Source organism: Streptomyces sp. W16 (assembly GCF_033194735.1).
Classification (GTDB): domain Bacteria; phylum Actinomycetota; class Actinomycetes; order Streptomycetales; family Streptomycetaceae; genus Streptomyces.
Genome location: NZ_JAWOAI010000036.1, coordinates 1 through 26,291, shown reverse-complemented (window position 1 = coordinate 26,291; position 26,291 = coordinate 1). Strand labels below are relative to the sequence as shown.

General features: G+C 69.5%; 19 protein-coding genes. 7 read left to right on the top strand and 12 right to left on the bottom strand.

Annotation, left to right across the window (positions count from 1 at the left end):
* Positions 1 to 12: 12 nt before the first annotated feature.
* From R6V09_RS07490 to R6V09_RS07480, 3 genes are all read right to left on the bottom strand, one after another.
* Positions 13 to 951 (bottom strand): carbohydrate ABC transporter permease, encoded by a 939-nt coding sequence (locus R6V09_RS07490; RefSeq protein ID WP_317880548.1) that lies wholly within the window; start codon positions 949 to 951, stop codon positions 13 to 15.
* A 14-nt stretch (positions 952 to 965) separates the two neighbouring features.
* Positions 966 to 1,985, bottom strand: a complete 1,020-nt coding sequence (locus R6V09_RS07485; protein ID WP_317880547.1) for a carbohydrate ABC transporter permease — start codon at positions 1,983 to 1,985, stop codon at positions 966 to 968.
* A gap of 69 nt (positions 1,986 to 2,054) precedes the next feature.
* Positions 2,055 to 4,145 carry a fibronectin type III domain-containing protein gene (locus R6V09_RS07480; RefSeq protein ID WP_317880546.1) on the bottom strand — a complete coding sequence of 697 codons (2,091 nt, stop codon included), beginning with the start codon at positions 4,143 to 4,145 and terminating at the stop codon, positions 2,055 to 2,057.
* Between the two features lie 368 nt (positions 4,146 to 4,513).
* Between R6V09_RS07480 and R6V09_RS07475 the strand changes: the two genes are divergently transcribed.
* Positions 4,514 to 5,665, top strand: coding sequence for an ROK family transcriptional regulator (locus R6V09_RS07475; RefSeq protein WP_317880545.1), 1,152 nt, complete (start codon positions 4,514 to 4,516; stop codon positions 5,663 to 5,665).
* Positions 5,666 to 5,721: 56 nt separating this feature from the next.
* Positions 5,722 to 8,052 (top strand): glycoside hydrolase family 95 protein, encoded by a 2,331-nt coding sequence (locus tag R6V09_RS07470; protein ID WP_317880544.1) that lies wholly within the window; start codon positions 5,722 to 5,724, stop codon positions 8,050 to 8,052.
* Positions 8,053 to 8,073: 21 nt separating this feature from the next.
* Here R6V09_RS07470 and R6V09_RS07465 read toward each other — a convergent pair whose 3' ends face one another.
* Both R6V09_RS07465 and R6V09_RS07460 read right to left on the bottom strand, forming a co-directional pair.
* Positions 8,074 to 8,820 carry an SDR family NAD(P)-dependent oxidoreductase gene (locus R6V09_RS07465; RefSeq protein WP_317880543.1) on the bottom strand — a complete coding sequence of 249 codons (747 nt, stop codon included), beginning with the start codon at positions 8,818 to 8,820 and terminating at the stop codon, positions 8,074 to 8,076.
* 32 nt (positions 8,821 to 8,852) lie between these two features.
* On the bottom strand, positions 8,853 to 10,055 hold the full coding sequence (locus tag R6V09_RS07460; RefSeq protein WP_317880542.1) for a mandelate racemase/muconate lactonizing enzyme family protein: 1,203 nt from the start codon (positions 10,053 to 10,055) through the stop codon (positions 8,853 to 8,855).
* A gap of 137 nt (positions 10,056 to 10,192) precedes the next feature.
* Here R6V09_RS07460 and R6V09_RS07455 point away from each other — a divergent pair, with 137 nt between their 5' ends.
* The 3 genes from R6V09_RS07455 (at position 10,193) to R6V09_RS07445 (ending at position 13,755) form a co-directional block, all read left to right on the top strand.
* Positions 10,193 to 11,125, top strand: a complete 933-nt coding sequence (locus tag R6V09_RS07455) for a LysR family transcriptional regulator (protein WP_317880541.1) — start codon at positions 10,193 to 10,195, stop codon at positions 11,123 to 11,125.
* A gap of 104 nt (positions 11,126 to 11,229) precedes the next feature.
* The gene (locus R6V09_RS07450) at positions 11,230 to 12,108 is read left to right on the top strand and encodes an SMP-30/gluconolactonase/LRE family protein (protein ID WP_317880540.1); all 879 of its coding nucleotides are present in this window, start codon (positions 11,230 to 11,232) and stop codon (positions 12,106 to 12,108) included.
* A gap of 99 nt (positions 12,109 to 12,207) precedes the next feature.
* Positions 12,208 to 13,755: a UxaA family hydrolase gene (locus tag R6V09_RS07445; RefSeq protein ID WP_317880539.1), complete on the top strand. Its 1,548-nt coding sequence runs from the start codon at positions 12,208 to 12,210 to the stop codon at positions 13,753 to 13,755.
* Positions 13,756 to 13,810: 55 nt separating this feature from the next.
* Here R6V09_RS07445 and R6V09_RS07440 read toward each other — a convergent pair whose 3' ends face one another.
* From R6V09_RS07440 to R6V09_RS07430, 3 genes are all read right to left on the bottom strand, one after another.
* Entirely contained in the window at positions 13,811 to 14,719 is a 909-nt protein-coding gene (locus tag R6V09_RS07440; protein WP_317880538.1) for a GlxA family transcriptional regulator, read from the bottom strand.
* Between the two features lie 10 nt (positions 14,720 to 14,729).
* Positions 14,730 to 15,329: an isochorismatase family protein gene (locus R6V09_RS07435; RefSeq protein WP_317880537.1), complete on the bottom strand. Its 600-nt coding sequence runs from the start codon at positions 15,327 to 15,329 to the stop codon at positions 14,730 to 14,732.
* A gap of 103 nt (positions 15,330 to 15,432) precedes the next feature.
* The gene (locus tag R6V09_RS07430; protein ID WP_317880557.1) at positions 15,433 to 18,807 is read right to left on the bottom strand and encodes a pyruvate carboxylase; all 3,375 of its coding nucleotides are present in this window, start codon (positions 18,805 to 18,807) and stop codon (positions 15,433 to 15,435) included.
* A gap of 235 nt (positions 18,808 to 19,042) precedes the next feature.
* On the opposite strand from R6V09_RS07430, the gene R6V09_RS07425 reads away from it, so the two are divergent.
* Positions 19,043 to 20,266: a chitinase gene (locus R6V09_RS07425; RefSeq protein ID WP_317880536.1), complete on the top strand. Its 1,224-nt coding sequence runs from the start codon at positions 19,043 to 19,045 to the stop codon at positions 20,264 to 20,266.
* Between the two features lie 10 nt (positions 20,267 to 20,276).
* On the opposite strand, the gene R6V09_RS07420 is transcribed toward R6V09_RS07425, so the two are convergent.
* The 4 genes from R6V09_RS07420 to R6V09_RS07405 all read right to left on the bottom strand — a co-directional run bounded on the left by R6V09_RS07420 (position 20,277) and on the right by R6V09_RS07405 (position 25,681).
* Positions 20,277 to 21,932, bottom strand: a complete 1,656-nt coding sequence (locus R6V09_RS07420) for a carboxylesterase/lipase family protein (protein WP_317880535.1) — start codon at positions 21,930 to 21,932, stop codon at positions 20,277 to 20,279.
* Between the two features lie 131 nt (positions 21,933 to 22,063).
* A complete protein-coding gene (locus R6V09_RS07415; RefSeq protein WP_317880534.1) occupies positions 22,064 to 22,807 on the bottom strand; it encodes a hypothetical protein in 744 nt (247 codons plus the stop codon).
* Positions 22,808 to 22,888: 81 nt separating this feature from the next.
* Positions 22,889 to 24,073, bottom strand: coding sequence for a M20 family metallopeptidase (locus R6V09_RS07410; RefSeq protein ID WP_317880533.1), 1,185 nt, complete (start codon positions 24,071 to 24,073; stop codon positions 22,889 to 22,891).
* Positions 24,074 to 24,121: 48 nt separating this feature from the next.
* A complete protein-coding gene (locus R6V09_RS07405; RefSeq protein WP_317880532.1) occupies positions 24,122 to 25,681 on the bottom strand; it encodes an AbgT family transporter in 1,560 nt (519 codons plus the stop codon).
* A 115-nt stretch (positions 25,682 to 25,796) separates the two neighbouring features.
* Between R6V09_RS07405 and R6V09_RS07400 the strand changes: the two genes are divergently transcribed.
* Positions 25,797 to 26,291, top strand: a 495-nt coding sequence (locus R6V09_RS07400) for an Lrp/AsnC family transcriptional regulator (protein ID WP_317880531.1), incomplete at its 3' end; no start/stop codon positions are given.

Here is a 26,291-nt window from a genome sequence, read left to right as displayed (position 1 = left end):
TTCTTTCACTGATCACTTGAGGCCGGAGAAGCCGATGGAGTTGACGATGCGTTTGCCGAAGGCGATGAAGAGCAGCAGCATCGGCAGCGCCGCGATGAGGGCGGCGGCCATCAACCCGGCCCAGTCGGGGGCGGCTTGGGGTGAGGACTGCTTGAAGACGCCGAGGGCGAGGGTGAGGGGCTGGACGCTCTGGTCGTTGGCGATGAGCAGCGGCCAGAAGTAGTCGTTCCAGGCGTTGACGAACATCAGCAGCGAGACGGTGGCGATCGGCGCGGCCGACATCGGCAGGATGATCCGGAAGAAGATCCGCAGCGGGCCCGCGCCGTCGATGATGGCGGCCTCCTCGACCTCGGTGCTCAGGCCGAGCATGAACTGCCGCAGGAAGAACAGCGCGAAGGCCTGGAACAGCCCGCCGGGGAGGATGAGTCCGGCGAAGGTGTCGGTGAGCCCCAGGTCCTTCACCAGGACGAAGTTGGGCAGCAGCGTGAACACGCTGGGCACCATCAGGGCGCCGATCAGGATGTTGAACACCAGGTTGCGGCCACGCCAGTGCAGCCGGGACAACGCGTAGGCGGCGGCTGCCGAGAGCAGCACGATCAGCGCCGTCTGCACGGACGCGTAGATCAGCGAGTTGCGCAGGTAGATCGCGATGTCGAGGGTGGCGCCGGAGCCGCCCTGGGCCTGGGCATCGGCGGTGGAGGCGATCCCGAGGACGCGTTCGAAGGCGCCCCAGGTGAAGCCCACCGGCAGCGGCGAGGACGGGTTGGTGGCGAGTTGGTAGTTGTTCGACAGCGCGGTGCGCAGGATCCAGTAGAAGGGGAAGAGGGTGACGAGGACGACGCCGCCGAGGTAGGTCCAGGCCACCGCCCTGCCGGGCGAGAACCTGCGGGTGTCCTTCCGGGGCGGGCGACGCGGGAGCGCCGCCGGGCCGGGTGCGACGGTGACAGTCATGGGAGCGGCCTCCTTCAGCTCAGGTCGGATTCGTTGGCGCGGGCGAGCCGCAGCTGGGTGAAGGTGACCGCGATGAGCAGGGCGAACAGGGCCAGCGACATGGTGGCGGCGTAGCCGAAGTCGAACTGGCGGAAGGCCTTGCGGTAGATGTACATCTGCAGCACGTTCGAGGCGTTGGCCGGGCCGCCCTCGGTGGTGACCTGCACGATGTCGAACACCTGGAAGGAGTTGATCACCGTCAGGACGACCACCATGACGAGGATCGGCCGCAGCAAGGGCACGGTCAGCCGGCGGAACATCTGTATCTCGCTCGCCCCGTCGACCCGACCGGCCTCGTAGATGGTCGGCGGGATGGTCTGCAGGCCGGCGAAGATCAGCAGGGCGTAGTAGCCCATCCACTTCCAGACGCTGATCGCGGCGAGGGAGGGGATCGCCCATCCCCCGCTGCCGAAGAACAGGATGGAGTGGCCGGTCAGGTGCTTGAGGGCGATGTTGACGATGCCGAGGGTCGGGTCGAGCATCCACTGCCACACCAGGGCGGCGATGACGTTGGAGATCAGGAACGGCAGCAGGATCACTCCGCGCAGCGCCGACGACCGGGTCACCCGGTCCAGCACCACCGCCGTCAGCAGCGAGATCAGGGTGCCGAAGACGACGGACAGCAGGACGAAGTATCCGGTGACGAGCAGCGAGTGCCAGAAGACGTCGTCCCCGAACAGCTCCCGGAAGTTGGCCAGTCCGACCCATTTCGGCGGGCTCAGGACGTGGAACTCGGTGAAACTGAGGTAGATGCCTCGCAGGGTCGGATAGGCATAGAAGGTCGCGAAACCGATCACGGCGGGCAGGATGAGCAGCAGGGCGACCGGCAGGTCCCGGCGGCGGGCCGCGGCCGACCTGGTGGCTGTGGGGCGGCCCCCCTTCCTCGGTGAACTCCTCTTCCTGGCAGGTGAGTCGGCCGTGGTGGCCACCGCGCCCGGTTCACCGGACCGCGGTTTCACCGATGTCGCGTGGTTGCCCTGTGATGTGACCACCACAGCACCCTCCTTCGTGCGGTACGAACTGGTGGATCGGTGTGAACCGGTTGACGGGTGTGGGTGGGTGGATCAGACGGTGATCCTGTCGATGTCCGGCGCGTAGTCGGTCGCGTTGCCGAAGCCGATCGTGTTGTCCCCGGCTTTCAGCGGTACCGGGACGGTGAGGGACTGCGGGGTGCCCCAGGCGTTGTCGTTGGTTCCGGGCACGGGGATCTGGAGGGTGGTGGCCCCAACGGTCAGATCGATGACGCGACTTGAGTCGGCGTCCACGTAGTCCAGCTTCAGCAGATACGTGCCGTCCTTCGGCGCGCTGACATGGGTGAAGGCCACGACCCCGCCGCCGAGGTTGCCGATCTTCCGCCCGCCGGAGCAGTTGTCGCAGGCGGCGACGACGGCGTTGCCGGTGAGGATGTTGCCGGGTGCCTCCGCCTCGTAGGCGGTGGGACCACCGGACGCGGGCACGGTTACCGCAACAGCCTTGCTGGGAGCCGACGTTCGGCCCTTGGCGTCACGGGCCACGACAGTGAAGGTGTGGACGCTGGCTGCGCTCAGTCCGTTCACGGTGGCGGTGGTGCCGGTGCTGGTGGCCACCGGGCGGCCGTCGGCATAGACGGTGTAGCCCGTGACGGGCGAGGCATCGCTGTTCACCTTGTCCCAGGCCAGCGACACGCTCGTGGACGTGGCGGCGGTGCCGTGGACACCGAGCGGGGTGCCGGGTTGGTATCCGTACCGGGTCGGGGTGAAGGTGAAGAGCCGTGAGCCGTGCGGCGGCAGGTTCGCCGTGAGGTGTCCCGAGACGCGGCCGAGGTTCTTGTGCTGCCACAGGTCACGGACCGCGGCCGTGCCGGTGATGCCCAGGTCGCTGAAGTCCGCGGTGACGTCGGCGGCTTCGGAGCCGAGGTTGAACAGCGCGACGGTGTAACTCCCGTCGGGATTACGGGCGTACCAGGTCTGCTGGTCCGTGGTCTGGCTGACCGGCCGCGCCGGTTGACCGGCCTGGTCGACGGCGATGACCTCGTCGTTGGTGAGCAACTTCAGCCCGTACGCGTCGAGTTTGGTGAGGTCGTCGCCCGAGTACAGCGGTGCCGACTCGATGGCCCACAGCGTCGTGTAGCTCTGCCGTTCCGCCTCGGTGAGGCCGTCCATCGCGCCGACGCCGACGTTCAGGGAGTCGAGGTTGTTCCAGTGCCCGGGTCCCGCGTCGTCGATCCACTGCACGACGTCGTTCCAGCGCACCTTCAGCGAGTTGTTCCATGTCACGAGCGTGTCGCAGTAGCACTCGACGTCCGTGTCGATACGCCAGCCGTTGGAGTTGGCCTTCCAGGTCGCCGCCCGGGTGTGACTCAGTGACCAGGACAGCGTCAACTGGACGGGACGGCCGGTCCGTTGGAGCGCGGTGTGCCAGGCCTTCACGTCCGGGGTGTTGTCGTGGTCCGCGTCGCCCTGCCACGAACCCGGCCCCACCCCGTCGACCTTCAGGAAGTCCACGCCCCAGCCCGCCAGTTGGTCGGCGACGGAGTCGATGTACTTCTGCGCGCAGGGGTTGGCGAAGTCCATCTTGTACGCGGAGTTCCACCCGTTGGTCTTGCGCAGGTCGGGATAGACGATGTCGGAGGTGGTGCAGCCGGGCGCGCCGTGGACGGGCGTCTTTCCGTCGCCGTAGGCGGCGGGGTCGAGCCCGACCGCCAGGTACAGCCCGAACTTGAGGCCCTTGTGGTGGAGGTAGTCGCCCAGCGACTTCATGCCGTGCGGGAACGTGGTGGGGTTCGCGGTCGGCCGAGCGTATTCGTCGAAGCCGCTCGACCAGCCGGCGTCCACGTTGATGTACTCGTAGCCGTGGGACTTGAGCTTCGAGGCGACCACGTCGGCCTGCTGCTTGACATGCGCCTCGGTCAGCCAGCTCACCCCGCCGTAGCCGGGATAGCTGGTGGCCTCCAGGCTCCAACTGCTCCAGCCCATATAGGGTTCGGCGGCCAGCAGGGCCTGTTGGCGGGCCGTGTTCGACGGCACCGGAGCGGAGTCCGCGGCCGACGCGGCGGTCGGTGCCGCGAGGGACACCACGAGGGCGGTGGCGGCCAGAACGGGCAGGTGACGGAGGATCCCACCGCCCGCACGAAGTCTGTGCCGTACGAATGCCCCTGGTCCTGCTGGACGAGCCATGTGTTTACTCCATCTCGGCGCGAAAAGGCACGGCGGGGCCCTGGGAAGGTCCGGAAGTGCCCCTGCACGGTCAGCCGCATGGGGAATTGGTGAGTGGGCGTTCGGATCCGCCCTCGTAGCCGTACGACGACGGCCGGTCGGGGAGGAAACCGGCCGCCACCTGCGTCGGTGGACGTCCCATCCACCTGTCCTGAGGTGCCGCGAATGTAGCCAGGCTTTTCTTCCAGCGTCAACATATTGCGCCGCGCGAATCATCGACATTCGTGGAAAGAATGGAGCTGGATTCGGGCAATGAGTGGGGAAGCCGGGCGTGGATCGACGCGATCCTTCTTCTATCTTCTTTTCCAATGGAAATGTATGGTCGCCGCATGACGCTCGCCGATCAGCCGCCCGCGGCCGCTCTGCTCTTCCAGACCCTCCTCGCCCACGGCCCGCTCACGCGCGCCGAGGTCGGGCGCCGTACCGGTCTGTCTCCCGGTGCGGTCACGAAGGTCGCCACTCCCCTGCTGACCGACGGCTGGATCACCGAGCTGGGCCGCTCCACCGAGCGCACCCAGGGCCGGCCTGCCACGCTCATGGCGGTGCGCGGCGAGCGCGCCCGCTTCGTGGGCGTGAAGATCACCGGCGACGAACTCATCGGTGTGCTGGCCGACTTGACCGCACGGACCCTGTCCACCGCACGGGCCGTACTCGGTTCGCGTGACGTCGGCACGGTCGTCCTGGCCGTCGCCCGGCTCGTCGAGCAGTTGAACGCGAAGGCGAAGCCGTACGCACCGGGTGCCCTGCACGGCATCGGTGTCACGATCTCCGGGGACGTCGACGGCCACACCGGGACCGTCCAGTACTCCCCCTTCCTCAACTGGCGCCGCGTACCCCTCGCCCAACTCGTCCGGACCGCGACGGAGTTGCCCACTGTCATCGAGAACGACGTCCGTGCCCTGACCGTCGCGGAGCAGTGGTTCGGTGTGGGGGCCGGGTTGTCGTCCTTCGCCCTGGTCACCGTCGGCGCGGGCATCGGCTGCGGCATCTCCATCGGCGGCCGGGTCGTCTCCGGTGCCCACGGTGTCTCGGGCGAGGTCGGACATCTTCCCGTGGGCGGTACCGACCGGGTGTGCACCTGCGGCAACACCGGCTGTGTGGAAGCCGTCGCCTCCACCCAGGCCATCACCGAGCAGGCCCGCCAGGCGACGGGCGACCCGGAGCTGACGATGGACGGCGCGGTCCGCCTCGCCCACGCCGGCAACACCGCCGTCCGCGCCGTCTTCGCCCGGGCCGGTCACGCCCTGGGCCTGGCGATCGCCTCCGTCGCCAACCTCATCGGACCCGAACGCATCATCATCTCCGGTGAGGGCGTGGCCACTTACGACCTCTACGAGGAGCAGATCCGCGCCACCTTCGCGGCCCGGGCCTTCGGCGCGGCGGCCGACTGCGACCTCGTCGTCAGACCCCTCCCCTTCGAGGAATGGGCCCGCGGCGGCGCCGCCATAGCCGCGCAGCACGTCTTCGCTCCCGTCAAGTAGCCCGCATCCAAAGCGAGTTGGGCCCCCTCCGTCACACCGTCCCGAAAGCGCACGCCATGCTGAAAGTCTTCCCCGAACAGGACTTCCACACTGTCCGTCTCCCACCCGGAACGCTTCACTACGACCGTCCCGCCACCCGCTGGTTCGAAGCGCTCCCCATCGGCAACGGCCGCCTCGGCGGCATGATCTACGGCGGCACCGGCCGCGAGCGCATCCAACTCTCCGAGTCGACCGCATGGTCGGGCGGTCCCTCCACCACGGACCTGAACCCGACCGCCCGGCAGCAGCTCCCGCGCATCCGCGAACTCCTCTTCGCCGGAGACCACGCCGAGGCGCAACGCCTCGCCGCCGAGCATCTCCCGGGCAGACCGAGCTCGTTCGGGACCAACCTGCCCCTGCCCGAAGTGCAACTCGCCTTCCCCGACGGCGCTTTGGTCCACGACTACCGGCGAACGCTGGACCTGGACACGGGCCTCGCCCAGGTCGCCTACGAACAGGACGGCGTCCGCTTCACCCGTGAGGTGTTCGCCACCAACCCCCATGGCCTGATCGCGACCCGCCTCACCTCGGACCGGCCCGGCTCGCTCACCTTCACCCTCTCGATCCGGGACGGCATACTCCCCGGCCGCACGACGGCCACGGACACCTGCGTCACCTTCGACGGCCATGCGTACGAGAGCCTGCACAGCGACGGGCAGCAGGGCGTGGCCCTGGAGATCCGCGCCCAACTCGAAGCCGAGGGCGGCACCGTGCACCGCACGGGAGACACACTCCGGCTGGAGGGCGCCGATCGCGCGGTCGTGTACGTCGCGGTCGGCACCGACTGGGCAGGAGCGGACCCCCGAAAGCGCGCGGAATCACTGCTGTCCGCAGGCCTGGAAACAGGGTTCGAGGCGGTCCGGGCAGCGCACATCGCGGACCACCGGTCGCTGATGCGACGTGTCTCCCTGGATCTGGGTCCGACACCGCCCGATCTCGCGTCCCTCCCCACCGACACCCGCCGCGAACGGTTCGCCTCCGGCAGGACCGACAACACGCTGACGGCCCTCTACTTCCAGTACGGCCGCTATCTCACGGTGGCCGGTTCCCGCGCCGACTCCCCTCTGCCGCTTGCCCTGCAGGGCCTGTGGAACGACGGTCTGGCCAGCAGCGCGCCCTGGACCAACGACTTCCACCTGGACATCAACACCCAGCAGAACTACTGGGCCGCCGAGTCGACGAACCTCGCCGAGTGCCAGGAGCCGTTGTTCGGTCAGTTGGAGACCCTGGCGGACCAAGGCCGGTCCACCGCCGAGCAGTTGTACGGTGCTCCGGGCTGGGTGGCGCACACGGTGACCAACGCGTGGGGCTACACGGCACCCGGTTCCGGCATCGGCTGGGGCATGAACGTGACCGGCGGGGCCTGGCTGGCCCTCCAGTTGTGGGAGCACTTCGAGTACGGCCGCGACGAGACGTTCCTCCGGGAGCGCGCGTACCCGGTCCTGCGCGGGGCCGCCGAGTTCCTGCTCGCCTACGCGGTCGAGGAACCGGAGCACGGTCTGCTCGTCACCGGGCCGTCGGAGTCACCGGAGAACTGGTATCTCGCGCCCGACGGCAGCCGGTGTTCCGTGTCCATGGGGGCCACCGCGGACCGGGTGTTCATGGAGGCGGTGCTGCGGATCTGCGCGAAGAGCGCCGAACTGCTCGGTGTCGACGCCGACTTGAGGGCCAGGATCGCCGCCGCGCGCCGCCGGCTGCCGCCGTTCCGGATCGGGCGGCACGGGCAGCTCCAGGAGTGGCTGCACGACCACGAGGAGGCCGAGCCGAGCCACCGGCACACCTCCCATCTCAGCGCCCTGTTCCCGGAGCGCCAGATCACCCCGCGTGACACCCCGGACCTCGCCCGCGCCGCGGAAGTCACCATCGCGCGCAGGCAGCAGGCCCCGGGCTGGGAGCAGACCGAGTGGGTCGAGGCCAACTTCACTGTCTATTTCGCCCGGTTGCTCAACGGCAACGCGGCCCTGAAGCACCTCACCCGCCTGATCGCGGACGCCAGCGAGGCGAACCTGATGACGTTCTCCGCCGGCGGGGTAGCCGGTGCCACGCAGAACATCTACTCCTTCGACGGCAACGCCGGCGGCACGGCGGGCATCGCCGAAATGCTCCTCCAGTCCGACGGCCGGGACGTGGAACTGCTGCCCGCGCTGCCCGCCGCCTGGCCCGAGGGGAGCGTGTGCGGACTGCGCGCCCGGGGCGGTCTCACCGTGGACATCCGTTGGCAGGACGGGCAGTTGGAGGCCGCGCGGATCCGGGCGGCACGAGCCGCCGACGTCCGGGTGCGGTACGGCGCGGACCTCCTCGACGTGCGGCTCGCTGACGGAGAGACGCTCGCCCTCGGTCTCGGCTGAGGGCAAGCGCCGATGACAGCGTCACTGCGCGATCTGACCGCCGTCGACGAGGAGGGTCTGTCCGGTCATCGCGGTGCCGTCGAGCGCCACGAACGCCACTGCCGTCGCGATCTCCTCGGCCGCCAGCAGTCGGCCCATCGGGATCTGGTCGATCCACTGCGTCATCCGCCGGGGATCGTCCATCCCGACCGTGTCGAGGATGGGGGTGCGGGTCCGTCCCGGCGCGACGGCGTTGACCCGGACCCCGTACTGCGCCCACTCGACCGCGAGCGACCGCGCGAGCTGGGAGACACCGGCCTTCGCGACGTCGTAGGCGACGTGGTACTCGGGGTTGGAGCCGATGAAGGCGGCGATGGAGGAGATGTTCACGATCGATCCGGAGCGTCGGCGCACGAAGTGCCGGCCGAACTCGCGGCAGGCCACGAAGGTGCCGGTCAGGTCGACGTCGAGGACCCGGTGCCACACCTCGTCCGTCACGTCGAGCGCCGCGTCCTCGTGGGCGATACCGGCGTTGTTGACGAGGACGTCGACGCGGTCGAAGCGCCGTACGACCTCGTCCGCCACCTCTGCGACGGCGCGGGGGTCGGCGACGTCCAGGGGCAGGAAGTCGCCGCCGACCTCCTTGGCGACGGCGGTTCCGGTCTCCGTGTTGCGGTCGGTGACGACGACCCGTACGCCTCGGGCCGCGAGCGCCAGGGCGATGGCGCGCCCGATTCCCTGGCCCGCTCCAGTGACGACGGCCACACGCTCGTCGGTCGGCTCGGTCATCTCGTTCCTTTCGTCGGTGGCTGGGCGGGGTCTCACAGGGTCCTGGCCGAGCCCACCGCGGGGAGCTGCCAGCGGACCCGGGCGGCCGGTTCGATCGCGGTGGAGGCGCCCGGGCCCTGCGGGCGCTCCATGAGCCCTTCGCGTACGACGCTGCGTTCGACGAAGGCCTCCTGCGTCCAGGGGATGAACTCGACGAGGGGCGGCACCTCCGACAGGACGGTGCCCACCAGGTGCTGGTGCACCTGCATCATGTCGCCCGCGTGCGGCGCCAGTCGCAGGCCCCGGGCCGCCGCGTGTGCGGCGATCTGCAGGAACTCGGTGACGCCGCCGACCCGGGTGACGTCGGCCTGGACGACGCGGATGGCGTCGGCGGCCATGAAGGAGGCGAACTGGTGGTACGAGTAGATGCTTTCGCCGGCCGCCACGTCCAGCCGCGTCGACGACTGGAGGCGGGTGTGGGCCTGAAGGTCGTCGGCGTGGAAGGGCTCCTCCACCCAGTCCATCGCCGCCTCCTCCAGGACCGGCATGATCTGGTTCGCGGTCGACAGGTCCCAGCGCTGGTTGGCGTCGCACATCAGGGTCACGTCGTCGCCGAGCGCCTTGCGGACCGCGCGGACGCGTCGGGCGTCCTCCCGCCAGTCGGACCGGCCCACCTTGATCTTCACCCGGGACCAGCCGTGGTCGACCAGCGAGGTGAGGTCCCGGACCAGTTCGGAGTCGCTGAGGTTGAGCCAGCCGCCGTCCGTGTTGTACGCCTCGACGCTCTCCTGGGTGCCGCCCAGCAGCCGCCACAGGGGCATGCCGGCCCGCTGTGCGGCGAGGTCCCACAGGGCGATGTCGACCATCGCAAGGGCCATGTGGACGACGCCGGCCCGGCCGATCCAGTGCGTGGGCAGCCAGTACAGGCGCTTCCAGGTGCCGAGGATGTCCTCCGAGGAGGTGTCGAGCAGGGCGTCGGCGTAGTAGGAGAGGATCACGTCGGAGAGGAGTTCGGGAGCGCAGTGCACACCGGAGACGCCGGTCCCGACCCGGCCGTCGGCGGTACGGATCTCGACCACGGGCACCGTCCAGTGCGCCATGGCGGCCGTGGAGTCGGCGATGGGCCGCTTCAGGGGCACGGCGAGTGCGTAGGTCTCCACGGAGGTGATCACGGCACCGTCGTCGCCGCGCAGGAGGTCCGCTCCGTGCGCGGACAGCAGCCCGCGGGCGGTGCCGAAAGAAGTCTGATCGGTCATCGTCACAGTCGGCCATGGCCGCCGGAACTCGTCAACAGTGAAATACGAATACCGGTGATCCGCCCCGCAGATGACATACCGTCGGCGGGAATTCGATACCGGCGGTGGTCCGGCCGCGAGGAGAGGAGGTTCGGTCAATGACGCTCGAACTGGCCTGGTTGCGTACCTGGGTGGAGGTCGTGGACACCGGGGGCTTCACCAGAGCGGCGGACAAGTTGCATTTGTCGCAGCCGCGCGTATCGGCGCACATCGCGAATCTGGAACGTGAGCTCGGCTGTGTGCTCATCGAACGCCGTATCCGGCCGCTCACCCTCACCGATGACGGGCGTGCGCTGCTGGCCCGGGCGCGGGCGGTTCTCGCGGCGGCGGACGAATTGGTAACCGCACGCCAGACCGATCTGGGCAACATCACCGGGAGCGTCACCGTCGCGAGTTTCGCCAGCGCGAGTTCGGAGTTCCTCCCGGGAGTCATCACGTCGTTGCAGGAGAGGTATCCGCGGATCCGGGTGGCGGTCCTGGACGGGGACGTGGACTTCATCGAGGCGGCGCTGTCCGAGCGCCGGGTCTCGGTGGCCCTGCGCACGGTCCGGCCCGAGCCGCACGATCACGCCTTCACCATGCGGCCGTTGTGGCGGGAGCCGTATGTCATGCTCGCCCCGACCGGTCACCCCCTGCTCAAGAAGAGCGAGGTCGAACTGTCGGACTTCGCGAACCAGCGCGTCATCACGATCGGCGATCCGCTCGCCAACACGGTGGTCGGTTACGAGGCCGAGGTCGAATTGAGCATCCAGAACCTGGTCTCGCCGAACGGAATCGTGTCGCATCAGCCGACCACGCTGGGCGCCATGGTGCGCGCCGGACACGGACTGGGCATCATCAACTATCTGGGCGCTGTGATGATTCTGCGCGAAGGAATGGAAATGCGCCCCATTCACCAACTCAACCGCTTTCGGGACGTGGGAATCTGGTGGCACTCGGAACGGCCGCTGGGCGCTGCCGCCCAGGCTTTCATCAGAGCGGTGATGAGAGCCCCCAGACCTGAAGGCACAACGGCTATTCCACCGGTGTGACGCGACCCGGTTCCATCCGCGGAACGAATGCTCGACATCTGTTCTTCGGCGTTGACGATCACGGGCGACCGGGGCCAGGTTGAGGGAAAACGAACGGAGTCACGATGGCCAGTGTCCGCACGTACACACAGCTCGAAGTGGCGGTACGCAGTGAGACGTCGGACGTCGGTGAGGGACCGGTCCTCGATCCTCGCACCGGACATCTCCTCTGGGTCGACATCTACGGCCGCAAGGTGTTCGAGGACGATCTGACCACCGGTCGGCAGACCGTGTGGGACGTCGGCACGATGGTCGGCGCGGTCGCGCCCCGCGCGGCGCACGCCGGTTTCGCCGTCGCGGTGGCCGACGGGTTCGGCTACGTCACCGGCAGCGGGCTGACGCTCGTCGATCCCGTGCTGCCCGAACCGAACCTGCGCATGAACGACGGCAAGGTCGACTCCCGCGGCAGGTTCTGGGCCGGCAGCAACGACATGGAGTTCGCGCCCGGCCAGGGCCGGCTGCACCGCTGGGACGGCGACGCACCCAGCGTCGTCGTCGCGGACGGCCTCGTGCTGCCCAACGGGCTGGGCTGGAACGCCGAGGACACCGTCATGTACCTCGCCGACAGCTACGCCAACCTCCTCTACCGCGCGGACTTCCACGCCGAGCGGGGCGAACTCGGCCGCTTGGAGGTGCTGACCAAAACCGAGGGAGTCGGCGTCCCCGACGGTCTCGCCGTCGACGTGGAGGGCTGCCTCTGGGTAGCCATGCACGGCGGACGCGAAGTGCGACGCTACGACCCGACGGGGCGCGTCGTCGGACTGGTACCGGTGCCCGTGCTCCAGCCGACCAGTTGCGCCTTCGGCGCGGACGGCCGCCTGTACATCACCTCCGCCCGAAACGGCCTGTCCGCCGAGGAGTTGGCCAGGTCCCCGCTGTCCGGATCCGTCTTCGTCGTCGAGACCGGGACGGCAGGGGTTCCTGTCCAGCCCTTCCGGGCCTGACCCAACTGCCGCCAAGGCGCCTGGTATTCGTATTCCGGATGACCGACCATCGATAACCGTCTTTCCCCTGCACGGTGTTGGGGCCCTACGGTCGATCACGTGAACAGTGAACGTCGTACCGCAGAGGGACCGGCGGCGACCGTCAGGCCGCTGGTGCCTCGCCCCGGCGTGGACGACATAGGCCTGCTTCTCGCGGCGATGGCACGGGGCACGGTCCTCCAACTCGCCGACGGCACGGCACCGGCCGTCGAGGACATCCCCGCCGGGCACAAGGTCGCGTTGCACGACATTCCGAAGGGCGCACCGGTCCGCAAGTACGGCGAGGTCATCGGCGTGGCCCTGGCCGACATCCCGACGGGCGGGCACGTCCACGTGCACAACCTGGGCGTGGGCCGATGGCAGGAACCGTCCCCGAGCCCGTCACCGACGCGCCCGCGGCCGACCGGTGTCACCCCCACCCGCGACCACTTCCTCGGCTTCCGCAGGACAGACGGGCGGGCCGCCACCCGGAACTACGTCGTCGTGGTCCCGACCGTGAACTGCTCGGCCACGGTGGCCCGGATGATCGCCCTGCGGGCCGACGCCCTCCACAAGGGGACACCCGGCCTCGACGGCGTCATCGCGCTCCCGCACGACCTCGGCTGCGGAATGGCGGAGGGCACCCCCGGGGACGCCGTCCTGCGGCGCACGCTGCGTGGCTACCTCGGCCATGCCAACGTCGCGGCGGCCCTCCTGATCAGTCTCGGCTGCGAGGTGAACCAGCCCGAAAACCTGCTTCCCGACGGCGACTTGAGCACCGAGACGCTCACCATCCAGCAACTCGGCGGTACGGCGGCCACGGTGAACGCGGCGCTCGACCGCATCGCGGACCTGGTCGCCCGCATCATGCGGACACACCGCACACCGATCCCGCTCACGGAACTGACCCTGGGCCTCCAGTGCGGCGGCAGCGACGCCTACTCCGGCCTGACCGCGAACCCCACGCTCGGTGTCGCGGCCGATCTGCTCGTCGCGGCCGGCGGGCGGGTCGTACTCGGGGAGACCCCGGAGATCTACGGCGCCCACCATCTGCTGCGGGACCGGGCGACGACCCCTGAGTCGGCGGCCCGTATCGACCAACTCATCGACTGGTGGCAGGAGTACACGGCCGCGGGCGGCGCGACGCTGGACAACAATCCGTCGCGGGGGAACCGGGCCGGCGGGATCACCACCATCTGGGAGAAGTCCCTGGGCGCCGTGCTCAAGTCCGGGACGACTCCGCTGAACGACGTCGTCGGTTACGCGGAGCCGGTCACCGCCCCGGGCCTGACCTTCATGGACACCCCCGGCTACGACCCGGTGTCCGCCACCGGGATGGTCGCGGGCGGCGCCAACCTGCTCGCCTTCACGACCGGACGCGGCTCGTTGTTCGGCTCCCGTCCCGTGCCGTCGCTGAAGATCAGCACCACCAGCGGGCTGTACGAGCGGATGCGCGGCGACATCGACTTCGACGCCGGTCCTGCCATGAGCCACACCGCCCAAGTCGCTTACGGTACCGCCCTGTTCGAGGCTCTGGTGGACATGGCCTCCGGTGCGGAGAGCAAGTCCGAGGCGCTCGGGTTCGGGACGGAGGAGATCGTCCCCTGGCGGATGGGAGCGGTCCTGTGACGGTCGGCCGCGCTGCCGGACCGCCGCTCCATCACCGGGTGCGACCGCCTCTCCGTCACTGACTACGGGCCCGCAGTCGGCGCAGCATGCGTGGGTCGTCGAAGCCGACCGAGCGGGCGGCGGCGTCGATCGTGGTGCCGTGGCTGATGAGGTGCTCGGCGTGTTCGAGGCGGAGGGTCTGCTGGTAGCGCAGCGGGGTGAGTCCGGTGGCCCGGGTGAAGAGGCGGGTGAGGGTGCGTTCGCTGACGCCGACGGCCGAGGCGAGGGTGGGCAGGGGCAGCGTTTCGTCGAAGCGGGTGTCGATGAGGTCCTGGGCGCGGTGCACGGTGTCGTCCAGGTGGGAGCGGTGCCGGAGCATCGCGCTGGTCTGCGGCTCGTGGCCGTTGCGGCGGGCGTAGACGACCATGTCCCGGGCGATCTGGGCGGCCACGGCGGGGCCGTGCCGGGTGGCGATCAGATGCAGGGCGAGGTCGATGCCGCTGGCGATGCCGGCCGAGGTGATGACCCGGTCGTCGGTGGTGAACAGGACGTCCCGGACGACGGTCGCCTTGGGGTGGCGCAGGGCGAGTTCGTCCTGCACGTCGTGGTGGGTGGTGCAGTGGCGTCCGTCGAGGAGTCCGGCCCGGCCGAGCGCGTCGGCTCCGGCACAGACGCTGGCCACCGTCCCTCCGCGAGCGTGATGGTCCCGGAGTGCCTGCAAGGACGTGGCGCCGATGGCAGGTCCGTGGGCGAGCCGCAACGAACGCCAGCCGGGCACCACGATCAGGTCCTCGGGGCCGAGCTCGGGCCAGTCGAGCCCGGCCGCCAGCGGCAGCCCCTGGGCGCTGGTGACCTGGGGCTGCTCGGCGACGTAGGAGAGTCTGTAGGGGTGCCCGAAGCCGGCCGCCGTGGAGAAGACCTGCGCGGGGCCGGCCAGGTCCAGCAAGTGGACTCCGGGTACCAGGAAGAAGACGACGTGGCTCACGATCCGGTCATCATGCCTGATCTGCCGCCGCGGCTTCCAGTTCGGCGACCGTCGCGATGGTGGCGAAGCGGCCGGCGAGGGCGTACTCGGTGCGCCTGATGATCTCGTCGGCGGGCAGGGTGCGGGGGTCGGCCAGGAGTTCGGCGACAGTCTGGTCGGCGGGGGCGTCGCGGTGCGCGATGGGGTTCGTCGCGGTCGCGTCGGTGACGAAGGTGACCTGGTAGCCGAAGTCGCTGGCGACCCGGGTGGTGGTCTCGACGCACTGTTCGGTGCGGATGCCGCAGATGGTGAGCTCGCGGACGCCGTTCTCGGTGAGGATCTGCTGCAGGTTGGTGGTGGTGAAGGCATTGTGCGAGGTCTTGTGGAGAAGCGGCTCGCCCTCCGCGCGCTCCAGTCCGTCGATGAGGCGGACGTGGCCGAGGGCCGGGTCGAAGACGTCGCCGCTGCCGGGATCGGTGTGCAGTACCCACACCACGAGGTCGCCGGCCCGGCGGGCGAGCTGCACCAGACGGTCGGCCTGCTCGGCGATCTTCGGGTCGGAGATGGTCTCCCAGAGCGGGCGGGCGCGGAAGGATTCCTGGACATCGATGACGATCAGTGCTCGGTTCATGTCCCAAGAATGCGCCGGGCGGGTGGGACGGCGACAGGCCGCATCGGGTCCGGGACCGGACCGATCCGGTCACCCGAGCGACGGCCTGTCGCCGTTCCGTCGCCTACCTCAGCTCGACGAGCAGGTCGCCGCCCTCCACCTGCTGGATGCGGTTGATGGCGAGGCGGGACACACGGCCCGACTTGGGAGCGGTGATCGCCGCCTCCATCTTCATGGCCTCGATGGTGGCGACGGTGACACCGGCCTCCACCTCGTCGCCCTCCTCGACCGCGAGGGTGACCACGCCCGCGAACGGGGCCGCCACATGACCGGAGTTGGCGCGGTCGGCCTTCTCGGTGACGGGGATGTCGGAGGCGGCTGCGGTGTCGCGGACCTGGATCGGGCGGAGTTGGCCGTTCAGGGTGGACATCACCGTACGCAGGCCGCGTTCGTCGGCCTCGCCGACGGCCTCCAGCTCGATGAGGAGACGGACGCCCGGTTCCAGGTCGACCGTGTACTCCTTGCCGGGGCGGATGCCGTAGAAGAAGTCCTTGCTGTCCAGGACGCTGGTGTTGCCGTAGGTCTGGCGGTGGGTCTCGTACTCGCGGGTCGGGCCGGGGAACAGCAGGCGGTTGAGGGTGGCGCGGCGGTCCTTGTCGAGGGCCGTGCGGTCCTCCGGGCTCAGTTCCTGTACGGGCTTGGGAGCGGCGCGGCCCTGGAGCGCCTTGGTGCGGAACGGCTCGGGCCAGCCGCCGGGCGGGGTGCCCAACTCGCCGCGGAGGAAGCCGATCACTGAGTCCGGGATGTCGAAGCGTTCCGGGGACGCCTCGAAGTCGGCGGGGCTCACTCCGGCGCCGACCAGGTGCAGGGCGAGGTCGCCGACGACCTTGGACGACGGGGTGACCTTCACCAGGTGGCCGAGGATGCGGTCGGCGGCGGCGTACATCGCCTCGATGTCCTCGAAGCGGTCGCCGAGGCCGAGCGCGATGGCCTGGGTGCGCAGGTTGGAGAGCTGACCGCCGGGGATCTCGTGGTGGTAGACGCGTCCGGTCGGTGAGGCGAGGCCCGCCTCGAAGGGGGCGTAGATCTTGCGGACGCTCTCCCAGTACGGCTCCAGGTCACCGATGGCCTGGAGGTCGAGGCCGGTGGGGCGGTCGGAGTAGTCGGTGGCGGCGACGATCGCCGACAGGGACGGCTGTGAGGTGGTGCCCGCCATGGAGGCGACCGCGCCGTCCACGGCGTCCGCGCCGGCCTGGATCGCGGCGAGGTAGGTGGCGAGCTGGCCGCCTGCCGTGTCGTGGGTGTGCAGGTGTACCGGCAGGCCGAACTCGCGGCGCAGTGCCGAGACGAGAGTCGCGGCGGCGGGTGCGCGCAGCAGACCCGCCATGTCCTTCACCGCGAGGACATGAGCACCCGCCTCGACGATCTGCTCGGCCAGGCGAAGGTAGTAATCGAGCGTGTAGAGGCGCTCGCCCGGGTCGGACAGGTCGGAGGTGTAGCAGAGGGCGACTTCGGCGATCGACGTTCCGGTGGCGCGTACGGCGTCGATGGCCGGGCGCATCTGGCCCACGTCGTTCAGCGCGTCGAAGATGCGGAAGATGTCGATGCCGGTGGCGGCGGCCTCCTGGACGAAGGCGTCGGTGACCTGGGTCGGATAGGGCGTGTAGCCGACGGTGTTGCGCCCGCGCAGCAGCATCTGGAGGCAGATGTTGGGGACGGCCTCGCGCAGGGCGGCCAGCCGGTCCCAGGGGTCCTCGGCGAGGAAGCGCAGCGCCACGTCGTAGGTGGCGCCGCCCCAGCACTCCAGGGAGAGGAGTTGGGGCACGGTGTGTGCCACGACCGGGGCTACCGCGAGGAGGTCCTTGGTGCGGACGCGGGTCGCGAGGAGCGACTGGTGCGCGTCGCGGAAGGTGGTGTCCGTGACGCCGATCGTGGGCGACTCACGGAGGTGGCGGGCGAAGCCCTCGGGGCCGAGTTCGGCGAGCAACTGCCGTGATCCGGCCGGGGGTTCGGTGGCGGGGACGGGCGGCAGCTTGGTGGTGGGGTCGATCAGGTCGGGGCGTTCGCCGTGCGGCTTGTTGACCGTAACATCGGCGAGGTAGGTGAGCAACTTGGTGCCGCGGTCGGCGGATTGACGAGCCGTCAGCAGCTGCGGGCGCTGCTCGATGAACGAAGTGGTGATGCGCCCCGCCTGGAAGTCCGGGTCGTCCAACACCGCCTGGAGGAACGGGATGTTGGTGGCCACACCGCGAATCCGGAACTCCGCGACAGCGCGCCGCGCACGGTTGACAGCGGTGGTGAAGTCCCGCCCCCGGCAGGTGAGTTTGACCAGCAGGGAGTCGAAGTGCGCACTGATGTCGGTGCCCGCGTGTGTGGTTCCGCCGTCGAGACGGATGCCGGAGCCGCCCGGCGAGCGGTAGGCGCTGATCCGGCCGGTGTCCGGGCGGAAGCCGTTGGCGGGGTCCTCGGTGGTGATACGGCACTGGAGGGCCGCGCCGTGCAGGGTGACCGTCTCCTGCGAGAGCCCGAGGTCGGCGAGGGTCTCCCCCGAGGCGATCCGCAACTGCGCCTGGACGAGGTCGACGTCGGTGACTTCCTCGGTCACCGTGTGCTCGACCTGGATGCGCGGGTTCATCTCGATGAAGACGTGGTTGCCGTGCGGGTCGAGGAGGAACTCGACGGTGCCCGCGTTGCGGTAGCCGATCTCGCGGGCGAAGCGGACGGCGTCGGCGCAGATGCGGTCGCGGAGGGCGGGGTCGAGGTTGGGCGCAGGGGCCAGCTCGACGACCTTCTGGTGGCGGCGCTGCAGCGAGCAGTCGCGCTCGAAGAGGTGGATGACGTTGCCCTCGCCGTCGGCGAGGATCTGCACCTCGATGTGCCGGGGGTCGACGACCGCCTTCTCCAGGAACACCGTGGCGTCGCCGAACGCGGACATGGCCTCGCGGGCGGCGGCCTCGATGGACTCGCGCAGGGTCGCGGGGTCCTCGACACGGCGCATACCGCGCCCGCCGCCACCGGCGACGGCCTTCACGAACACCGGGAAGCCGATCTCCTCGGCGGCGCGCACCAGTTCGTCGACGTCCGTGGAGGGCTCCGAGGAGCCGAGCACCGGTACGCCGGCCGCGCGGGCGGCGGCGATCGCCGTGGCCTTGTTGCCGGTCATCTCCAGGATGTGGGCGCTGGGGCCGACGAAGGTGATGCCCGCTTCCTCGCAGGCGCGGGCGAGTTCGGGGTTCTCGGAGAGGAACCCGTAGCCCGGGTACACCGCGTCCGCTCCCGCGCGCTGGGCGGCTCGGACGATCTCGTCGACCGAGAGATAGGCGCGGACCGGATGCCCGGGCTGACCGATCTCGTAGGCCTCGTCGGCCTTGAGCCGGTGCAGCGAATTGCGGTCCTCATGGGGGAAGACCGCGACGGTTCGCGCGCCCAGCTCATAGCCGGCGCGGAACGCCCTAATCGCGATCTCTCCACGGTTGGCGACCAGCACCTTGCGGAACATTCCCGATCCCTTCAGCCTGCCGGTGACGTGCACCATGGTGTCGGCGTCACCCCTATAACGCCATGTGAGCCGGGACACTAGTCGCAAACGTGTCGCTCGACGCCCTCCAACGGGCCGACGGTAAAGAAATCGTATGGTCTAGTCCAAAGAGCAATTTGGTCCAGTCCAATCCATTGACGTGGCCGCGACAGCGCCAGAAGCTGGCAGCCTCCCCCACTCCCACCGGAGGCACAACGTGACACGTCTTCGCGCATGTCTCGGCGCGGCAGCCGCCGTGACGCTCGCCGCCGCGGGCACGACCGCGCTGATCGCGACCAACGCCCAGGGCGCGACCAACGCGGCCACCGCGCTGAGCAACCGCTGGTACGCCGCGGCCCCCTACCTGATGCCGACGGACAACAACCCGCCGGACGCGGGCACCATCATGGACGCCACCGGCCTCAAGGCCTTCCAGCTCGCCTTCGTCCTCGCCCCCAACGGCGGCGGCTGCACCCCCACCTGGGGCGGCACCTCACCGGTCTCCTCGGACACCGCCGTCCAGTCGGTCATCAACACGATCCGCGCCAAGGGCGGCGACGTCTCCGTCTCCATCGGCGGCTACGGCGGCACGAAGCTCGGCCAGGCCTGCTCGGACCCGGCCTCGACGGCCGCGGCCTACCAGCAGGTCATCACCAAGTACGGCCTGCACGCGATCGACTTCGACCTGGAGGAGCCGGAGTACGAGAACACCGCGGCCATCCACAACGAGATCGGCGCGGCGAAGATCCTCCAGCAGAACAACTCGGGCCTGTACGTCTCCGTGACCACCGCCGGTACGGCGGACGGCACCGGCTGGTTCGGCAAGCAGATGCTGCTGGAGGCGAAGTCGCAGGGGTTCACCCCCAACAACTTCTCCATCATGCCGTTCGACGGCGGCTTCAACGGCGCGGCCTCCCAGACCAGCGCGCTCACCAACTTCAACTCCATCCTGCAGTCCACGTTCGGCTGGGACCAGGCGACCGCGTACGCCCACGAGGGCTTCTCCGGGATGAACGGGCGCAGCGACACCGGCGAGTACTTCACCCAGGCCGACTTCCAGACGGTTCTGAACTACGCCACCAGCCACAACATGGACCGCTTCACGTTCTGGTCCCTCAACCGCGACCGCCAGTGCAGTCCGGTCGACAACGGCGGTACCACGTCCGGGACTTGCTCCAGCGTGGCGCAGAACGCGTGGGACTTCGCCAAGTACTCGGTGCAGTTCGCGGGCGTGACCCCGCCGACCACGACCCCCACGCCGACCCCGACTCCGACGCCCACCCCCGGCACGTGCAAGACGGCGTGGAGTTCCACGGCCGTCTACACGCAGGGCAACGAGGTGTCGTACGGCAACCACAACTGGGTGGCCAAGTGGTGGACCCAGAACGAGGTGCCCGGTGCCTCCCAGTGGGGCCCCTGGCAGGACGAGGGCGCCTGCTGATCCGGCGGGATCAGTAGGAGATGGGCTGCGACGTCAAGTAGGCCTTGAGAAAGGCGTACTTGGCGTCGCTGTCCGCTGCGGGGAGCGTGGCGAAGTGGTCGCCGAGTTCCATCGTCTGCGGGGTACCGGTGTCCAGGGCCGGCCAGGTGGCCAGGCTGCCGCCGTTCGGGTTGCCGGTGGCCGCGAAGTTCGCCACGTACGAGGCGGTGGTGTCGGCGATGTCGTAGTCGCGCGACGCCCACGGGCGGTCGGTGTTGTAGATGAAGCCCAGCAGATAGTAGACGTCGGCCCCGTCGAAGGCGCCCGAACTGCCGCTCCCGACAACGGGGTTGGTGGCGTCGTGGCCCGGCGGGACCCGGGTCCAGAAGTAGGTGTGGACCGCGCTGCGGTTGCCGGCGGTGTCCTCGAACTGCCCGCCCCACAGGAAGGTCGAGACGCGTTCCTCGTCCCGCGCGTAGTTGTTGTACTGCGTGGCGGCCTCGGCGTCGGTGGTCGCCGGGTACAGGTCGAGGAACGTGTCGGTGAGGCCGACCGGTCCGAACTGGGCGTCGGCGTACGCCTGATACTCGGCAAGGGTGAGTGACGCGCTGTTCGCGTCACGGCAGTTGCCGGTGAGGACCGGTACATCGGCCTCCGCTCCGGACTCCATAGCAGCGGTGTACGTACTCGGCAGGACATAGCCGTCGAGCACGTCGCCGAAGTCGGTGGCATCGGCCGGTGCGTCGTCGGCGTAGGTCCGTGCCACGATCTCGTCGGCGGACAGCGCGCGCAGATCCGTGAGGGACGAGCATCCCATGTAGGCCGCGAAGACGGTGCCGTTGGTCTCAGCGTCCGCCAACGTACGGTAGCTGTAGGGCCGTTGCCCGAGTGCGGGGTCCTTGGTGTAGCGCGCGCCGGACGGCAGCAGGGCGCGGTGGAACAGCCCTCGGGCCGACCTTGAGGCCATCAGGATGTCGACGAGGTTCGCGCCGTTCTGCCAGCCGCCGAGTGTCACCCGGTCCGGGTCGCCGCCGAACGCGGCGATGTTGCGTGACACCCACTCCAGCGCGGCGACGACGTCCAGGGCGCCCCAGTTGCCGGAGGCGGAGTGCCCGGACTCGGCGCTCAGGTCGGGGTGGGCGAGGTCGGCGAAGGGGCCGACGCGGTGGTTGACGCTCACGAACACGACGCCCTTGTTCGCGAGCAGTGCCCCGTTGTAGATCTCCTGCCCGGCCCACACGGCGCTGTCCCAGCCACCCGGGAGCCAGACGAGGACCGGTCTGCTGTCACCCGAAGTGGCCGCGCCGGTCCAGATGTTGAGGTTGAGGCAGTCCTCGCTCAGCTCGGGCACCTGGGCGCTCGGGATGCCCGTGACGGGCTGTGGGCAGGCCGGGCCCCAGGCGTTGGCCTTGCGGACGCCGTCCCAGGGCGGGGCCGACTGAGGCGGACGCCAGCGGTTGTCGCCGGCGGTGGTGGCCGCGTAGGGGATGCCCTTGTAGGCGACGATGCCCTTCAACCCGCCCTGAGTACCGGTCACTTGGCCCGACTCCGTGGTGACGGGATCGTCGGCGCTGCGGCTGGTGCGCCGGTCGGCGGCCGACGCGACACCGGAGTCCAGGCCGACGGCCAGAACGCTGGCGGCGGCGCCGGTGAGAAAGACGCGGCGGTTGAGATCTCGCGAGTTCACAGGGGCTCCCTGTCGAGTGGGGGACGGGCGAGTCGCCCCATGCTCAGCCGATCACCGGAGTGCGGCAAGCGGAACGTGCGGACTCACAGACTCGACAGTTTCGACAGCTGTTCGACAGCCCAACTCCCCTACTATCGAAGGATGTTGACCGCTCGTGCGACGACCAGGACGACGATCGACACGGAGACCGAGGACTGCCCCATCATCAGCATCTTGGCCCAGCGGGAGAGCGGCATCACGTCGGTCGGGCTGAAGGCGGTGGAGTTGGTGAAGGACAGGTACAGGTAGTCGAGGAACGCCGGTTCCCAGTCCGGTGGCGCGGTCTCCGGGCTCTGCATCTGGACGAAGAGGAAGTCGGCGTACCGGTGGTTGCCCATGACCCGCGCCATGGGCCCGCCGCGATCCCACTCCCAGTACCAGAGGGCGAACACGATGACGTTCGTCAGCCAGATGCCTCCGCCGGTCAGCAGCAGCGGCCCGGCGTCCAGGCGCTCGGTGCCCCTGACCAGGCCCACCACCAGCCGGGCCGCCGCCCAGCTGTTGGCCAGGGTGATCACGCCCGTCAGGACCAGGCTCGGCCAGCGCAGCCACCGCGTGCCGGGCTCGATCCGGCGCGGATTGGCGACGAACAGACCGACCATCAGGGCGAGTTCCAGAACCGGCAGCAGCCAGTACGGCTGGAAGGCGAGCCGGTGCGGCAACATCAGCTGGAGGGCGACCGCCACCAGGATGACCGCCGACACCGCCAACCGCGTCTCGCCATGCGTCACCTGGCGCCACGCGGGCACCACATCGCGCCCGCTGTCCTCCAGCAGCCGCTCGATCCTGGCCAAGCGGCTCTCGGAGTCGCTCCTACCGTCCGTACCGTCCGTCATGGCACCGATTGTCCCCGGTCGGGGATCGATCGGGTGAAGCACCCCGCCCGAGTCGCCCGCGGATGTTCCGCCCGGTCGCGGTCAGCCCCGCAGCGGTTCCGCCAGACGCCCCAGCAGCCCCGCGACCAGGGCGGTCTGCCCGGGCACCGTGTCGGGGTAGATGAACTCGCCCCGGGCATGCGCCCCGTCGCCGACCGCGCCCATCCCGCACAGCACCGGCAGGCCCAGCGCGGCAACGAAGTTGGCGTCGCTGGCGCCGCCGACGGCCGTGTCACGCAGGGCGTCACGCCCCTGCTCGCGGGCGACCTCCCGGGCGAGGTCGAGCAGCGGGGCGGAGGCCGCGTTGAGAGTCATCGGCGGCCGGTTCCAGGCGTGGTCGATCTCGATGCGGACACGCGGGTCGCTGACCTTGATGGCGTCCAGCTCGGCGTCCACCCGGTCCTGTTCGGCGGCGCTGCTCACCCGGATGTCGACACCGGCGGACGCCTGCCCGGCGACGACATTGATGGCCGAACCGCCCTTGATGAGCCCGGTGTTGATGGTGGTGCCGCGCTCAGGAGCGGCCACGGCCGCGGCGGCGACCACGAACTCGGACAGCGCGGTGATCGCGCTCGCCCCGTCCTGCGGTGCCAGCCCCGCGTGGGACTCGACACCGGTGGCCGTGACCTGGAAGATCCCGGTGCCCTTGCGGGCGGTCTTCACCGCGCCGTGGGCACTCGGCTCCAAGACCAGTGTGACGTCCACCTTCCGCGCGACCTCCTCGATCACCGGCCGCGAGGACAGGGAGCCGATCTCCTCGTCACCGTTGAAGAGGAAGGTGACGGTGGGCAGCGGCGCTCCGCTCTCCCGGGCCAGCCTCAGCGCCCAAATCCCTTGCGCCAGCCCGGTCTTCATGTCGAAGATGCCGGGTCCGCTCAACCTCTCCCGCCCGTCCTCGGCCGCCCCCGGCTGCTCCCAGCCGGCAAGGGTTCCGGTCGGCCACACGGTGTCGTAGTGCCCGACGAGCGCGACATGCCCGGGACCCGTCCCCGTGTAGGTCAGGGTGAGGGTGTCGCCGCACTCGCCACCGGAACGGCGCTGCTCGTGGTCGGGCCGGCCGAGCCGTTCGACGGTCAGCTCGCGCAGCAGGTCCAGGCCGGTCGTGAGGCCGGGAAGGTCGTAGCTGCCGGTCTCGTGGCGGACGAGGGTCAGGATGTCTTCGACGATCCGCGACGAGGCGTCCTGGGCGCGGGTGGTGAGGGCGGCGGGTGCGGGTGAGGCGGTCATGATCTGCTTTCTGCTGCGAAGCTGCGGGTGACGTTGCCGAGTTGGGGGTCAGCCGATGCCGAGCGGGATGCCCAGCAGGTACCAGGCCACGAAGAACGCGACCCAGACGACCCAGACGACGGCGGCGATCGGGATCGTGAAGGAGGCCAGGGTGCCGATGCCGGCGGACTTGCGGTACTGCTGGATGAAGCCCAGGGCCATGACGAAGTAGGGGCTCATCGGGGTGACGCAGTTGGTGACCGAGTCGGCGACGCGGTAGACGGCCTGGGTGGTCTCGGGCTCGATGCCGATGAGCATCAGCATGGGCACGAGGACCGGTGCGGCCAGCGCCCACAGTGCGGAGCCGCTGGTGATGACGAGGTTCATGAAGGTGATCAGCACGGCGATGCCGACGAGCACGGTCCAGCCGTGCAGGTGCAGGTCGCGCAGGGTCTCGGCGCCCTTGATGGCAAGGATGTTGCCGATGTTCGTCCACTTGAAGTAGGCGAGGAACTGGGCGATCGCGAAGAACAGGACGAGGATCGGCGCCATCGAACGGGTGCCGTCCACCATCGCGCCGATGCTGTCGCGGGCGGCGGTGAAGGTGCCGGCCAGCCGGCCGTAGACGGTGCCGAGCACGGCGAAGAACACGCCGAGGACGAGCGCCATCCCGCCGATGAGCGGGGAGTTGACGATGCCGCCGCCCTCGCCGCGCAGGGGTGAGGCGGAGGGGATCATCGCCGCCGCGAGGAACGCGAGGAAGCCGACGGCGACCAACCCGGTTGTGCGCAGGGCGCGTTGCTGCTGCTGGGTGACCTCGATCTCCGCCAGTTCCTCGGCGTTGGGCGCGGCGACCGGCTCGTCCGGTTCCAGGTCCGTGCGGCGGGCGAGGATCTTGTCGACGACGAGGGTGATCACCAGGGCCACCAGGATCGACGAGCCGAGGCCGAAGAAGTAGTTGGCGACCGGGGTGACGACGTAGTGCGCGTCGATGGTGTGGGCGGCGGCGGTGGAGATCCCGGACAGCAGGACGTCGGTGGTGGTGAGGGACGGGGAGGCGTCGTATCCGGCGGCGATCGAGACGTAGGCGACGACACAGCCGAGGACCGGACTGCGGCCCGCCGCGCGGAAGACCAGGGCGCCGAGCGGGATGAGGGTGACGTAGGCGGCGTCGCCCGCGACATGGCTGACCATGGCCGTCATCGACAGGGCGAAGGTGAGGTACCGGCCCGGCACGCGGGCGACCATGCGGCGCAGCAGGGTGGAGAAGAGTCCGCTCTTCTCGGCGACGGCGATGCCGAACATCACGGTGAGGATGGTGGCCAGCGGCGGGAAGGCCGCGTAGTTGTCGACGGCCCCTTCGACGGCCATGGTGAGGCCGTCCTTGCTGAGCAGGTTCTGCACCTTGATGGTCTCGTGCGTGCCGGGGTGCACGGCGCTGAGGCCGGTCGTTGCCAGGACGGCGCTGAGGACGGCGACGATGCCCGCGAGGATCCAGAACAGCCAGAAGGGGTTGGGGAGTTTGTTACCGATCTTCTCGATCGCCGCCAGACCGCGGAACGCGGTGCGCAGGACTCTCGACTGCGGCTCGGTGGACTGAGGCTGAGGCTGAGCGGAGGTGACACTCATCGGTACCTCTTGATGCGATGGGGGGATGTTCCTGCGAACAATGGCATCCTGATGAGAGATTCTCTATATCTCTGAAGTAACGGTGGGATTAAACGGCACTCTAGAGTGAGGCCTTATGACCCGTCCTCTCCTCGACGAGCTCGACCGGCGCCTCATCGGCGCGCTGCACCTGGCACCCCGGGCCACCTGGGACGACATCGGCGAGATCCTGGCCGCCGACGCCAGCACGCTCAAACGCCGCTACGACCGCTTGCACGAGGCCCGCACGGTGCGCGTGATCGGGCAGGCCGACTGGGGCATCCACTCCACGGCGATGCCGGTCCATGTCTTCCTGGACATCACCGGCGAGAGCCCTCTCGCCGTCCTCCACCGGCTCAGCGGCCTGCCCCATCTCCAGCTGCTGGCGCAGATCTCGGGCGACTACCCGCTCTACGCCGTCGTGCACGCCCCGTCGGAGACGGCCACCAGCGAGGCGATCGACCGGATGTTCTCCGTGCCCGGTGTGCGCCGCGTCAACGCGCTGCCCGCGCTCAGCACCCTGCGCCGGGGCAGGACCTGGGACCCGCAGTTCCTCACGGACACCGAGCGCGCCGAGCTCCTCAAGCTCGCC

Bases quoted from the DNA above. Each gene is read 5' to 3' on its own strand.
- R6V09_RS07490 (WP_317880548.1), bottom strand. From the start codon at position 951: ATGACTGTCACCGTCGCACCCGGCCCGGCGGCGCTCCCGCGTCGCCCG.
- R6V09_RS07480 (WP_317880546.1), bottom strand. From the start codon at position 4,145: ATGGCTCGTCCAGCAGGACCAGGGGCATTCGTACGGCACAGACTTCGT.
- R6V09_RS07475 (WP_317880545.1), top strand. From the start codon at position 4,514: ATGACGCTCGCCGATCAGCCGCCCGCGGCCGCTCTGCTCTTCCAGACC.
- R6V09_RS07470 (WP_317880544.1), top strand. From the start codon at position 5,722: ATGCTGAAAGTCTTCCCCGAACAGGACTTCCACACTGTCCGTCTCCCA.
- R6V09_RS07465 (WP_317880543.1), bottom strand. From the start codon at position 8,820: ATGACCGAGCCGACCGACGAGCGTGTGGCCGTCGTCACTGGAGCGGGC.
- R6V09_RS07460 (WP_317880542.1), bottom strand. From the start codon at position 10,055: ATGACCGATCAGACTTCTTTCGGCACCGCCCGCGGGCTGCTGTCCGCG.
- R6V09_RS07455 (WP_317880541.1), top strand. From the start codon at position 10,193: ATGACGCTCGAACTGGCCTGGTTGCGTACCTGGGTGGAGGTCGTGGAC.
- R6V09_RS07450 (WP_317880540.1), top strand. From the start codon at position 11,230: ATGGCCAGTGTCCGCACGTACACACAGCTCGAAGTGGCGGTACGCAGT.
- R6V09_RS07435 (WP_317880537.1), bottom strand. From the start codon at position 15,329: ATGAACCGAGCACTGATCGTCATCGATGTCCAGGAATCCTTCCGCGCC.
- R6V09_RS07430 (WP_317880557.1), bottom strand. From the start codon at position 18,807: ATGTTCCGCAAGGTGCTGGTCGCCAACCGTGGAGAGATCGCGATTAGG.
- R6V09_RS07415 (WP_317880534.1), bottom strand. From the start codon at position 22,807: ATGACGGACGGTACGGACGGTAGGAGCGACTCCGAGAGCCGCTTGGCC.
- R6V09_RS07410 (WP_317880533.1), bottom strand. From the start codon at position 24,073: ATGACCGCCTCACCCGCACCCGCCGCCCTCACCACCCGCGCCCAGGAC.
- R6V09_RS07405 (WP_317880532.1), bottom strand. From the start codon at position 25,681: ATGAGTGTCACCTCCGCTCAGCCTCAGCCTCAGTCCACCGAGCCGCAG.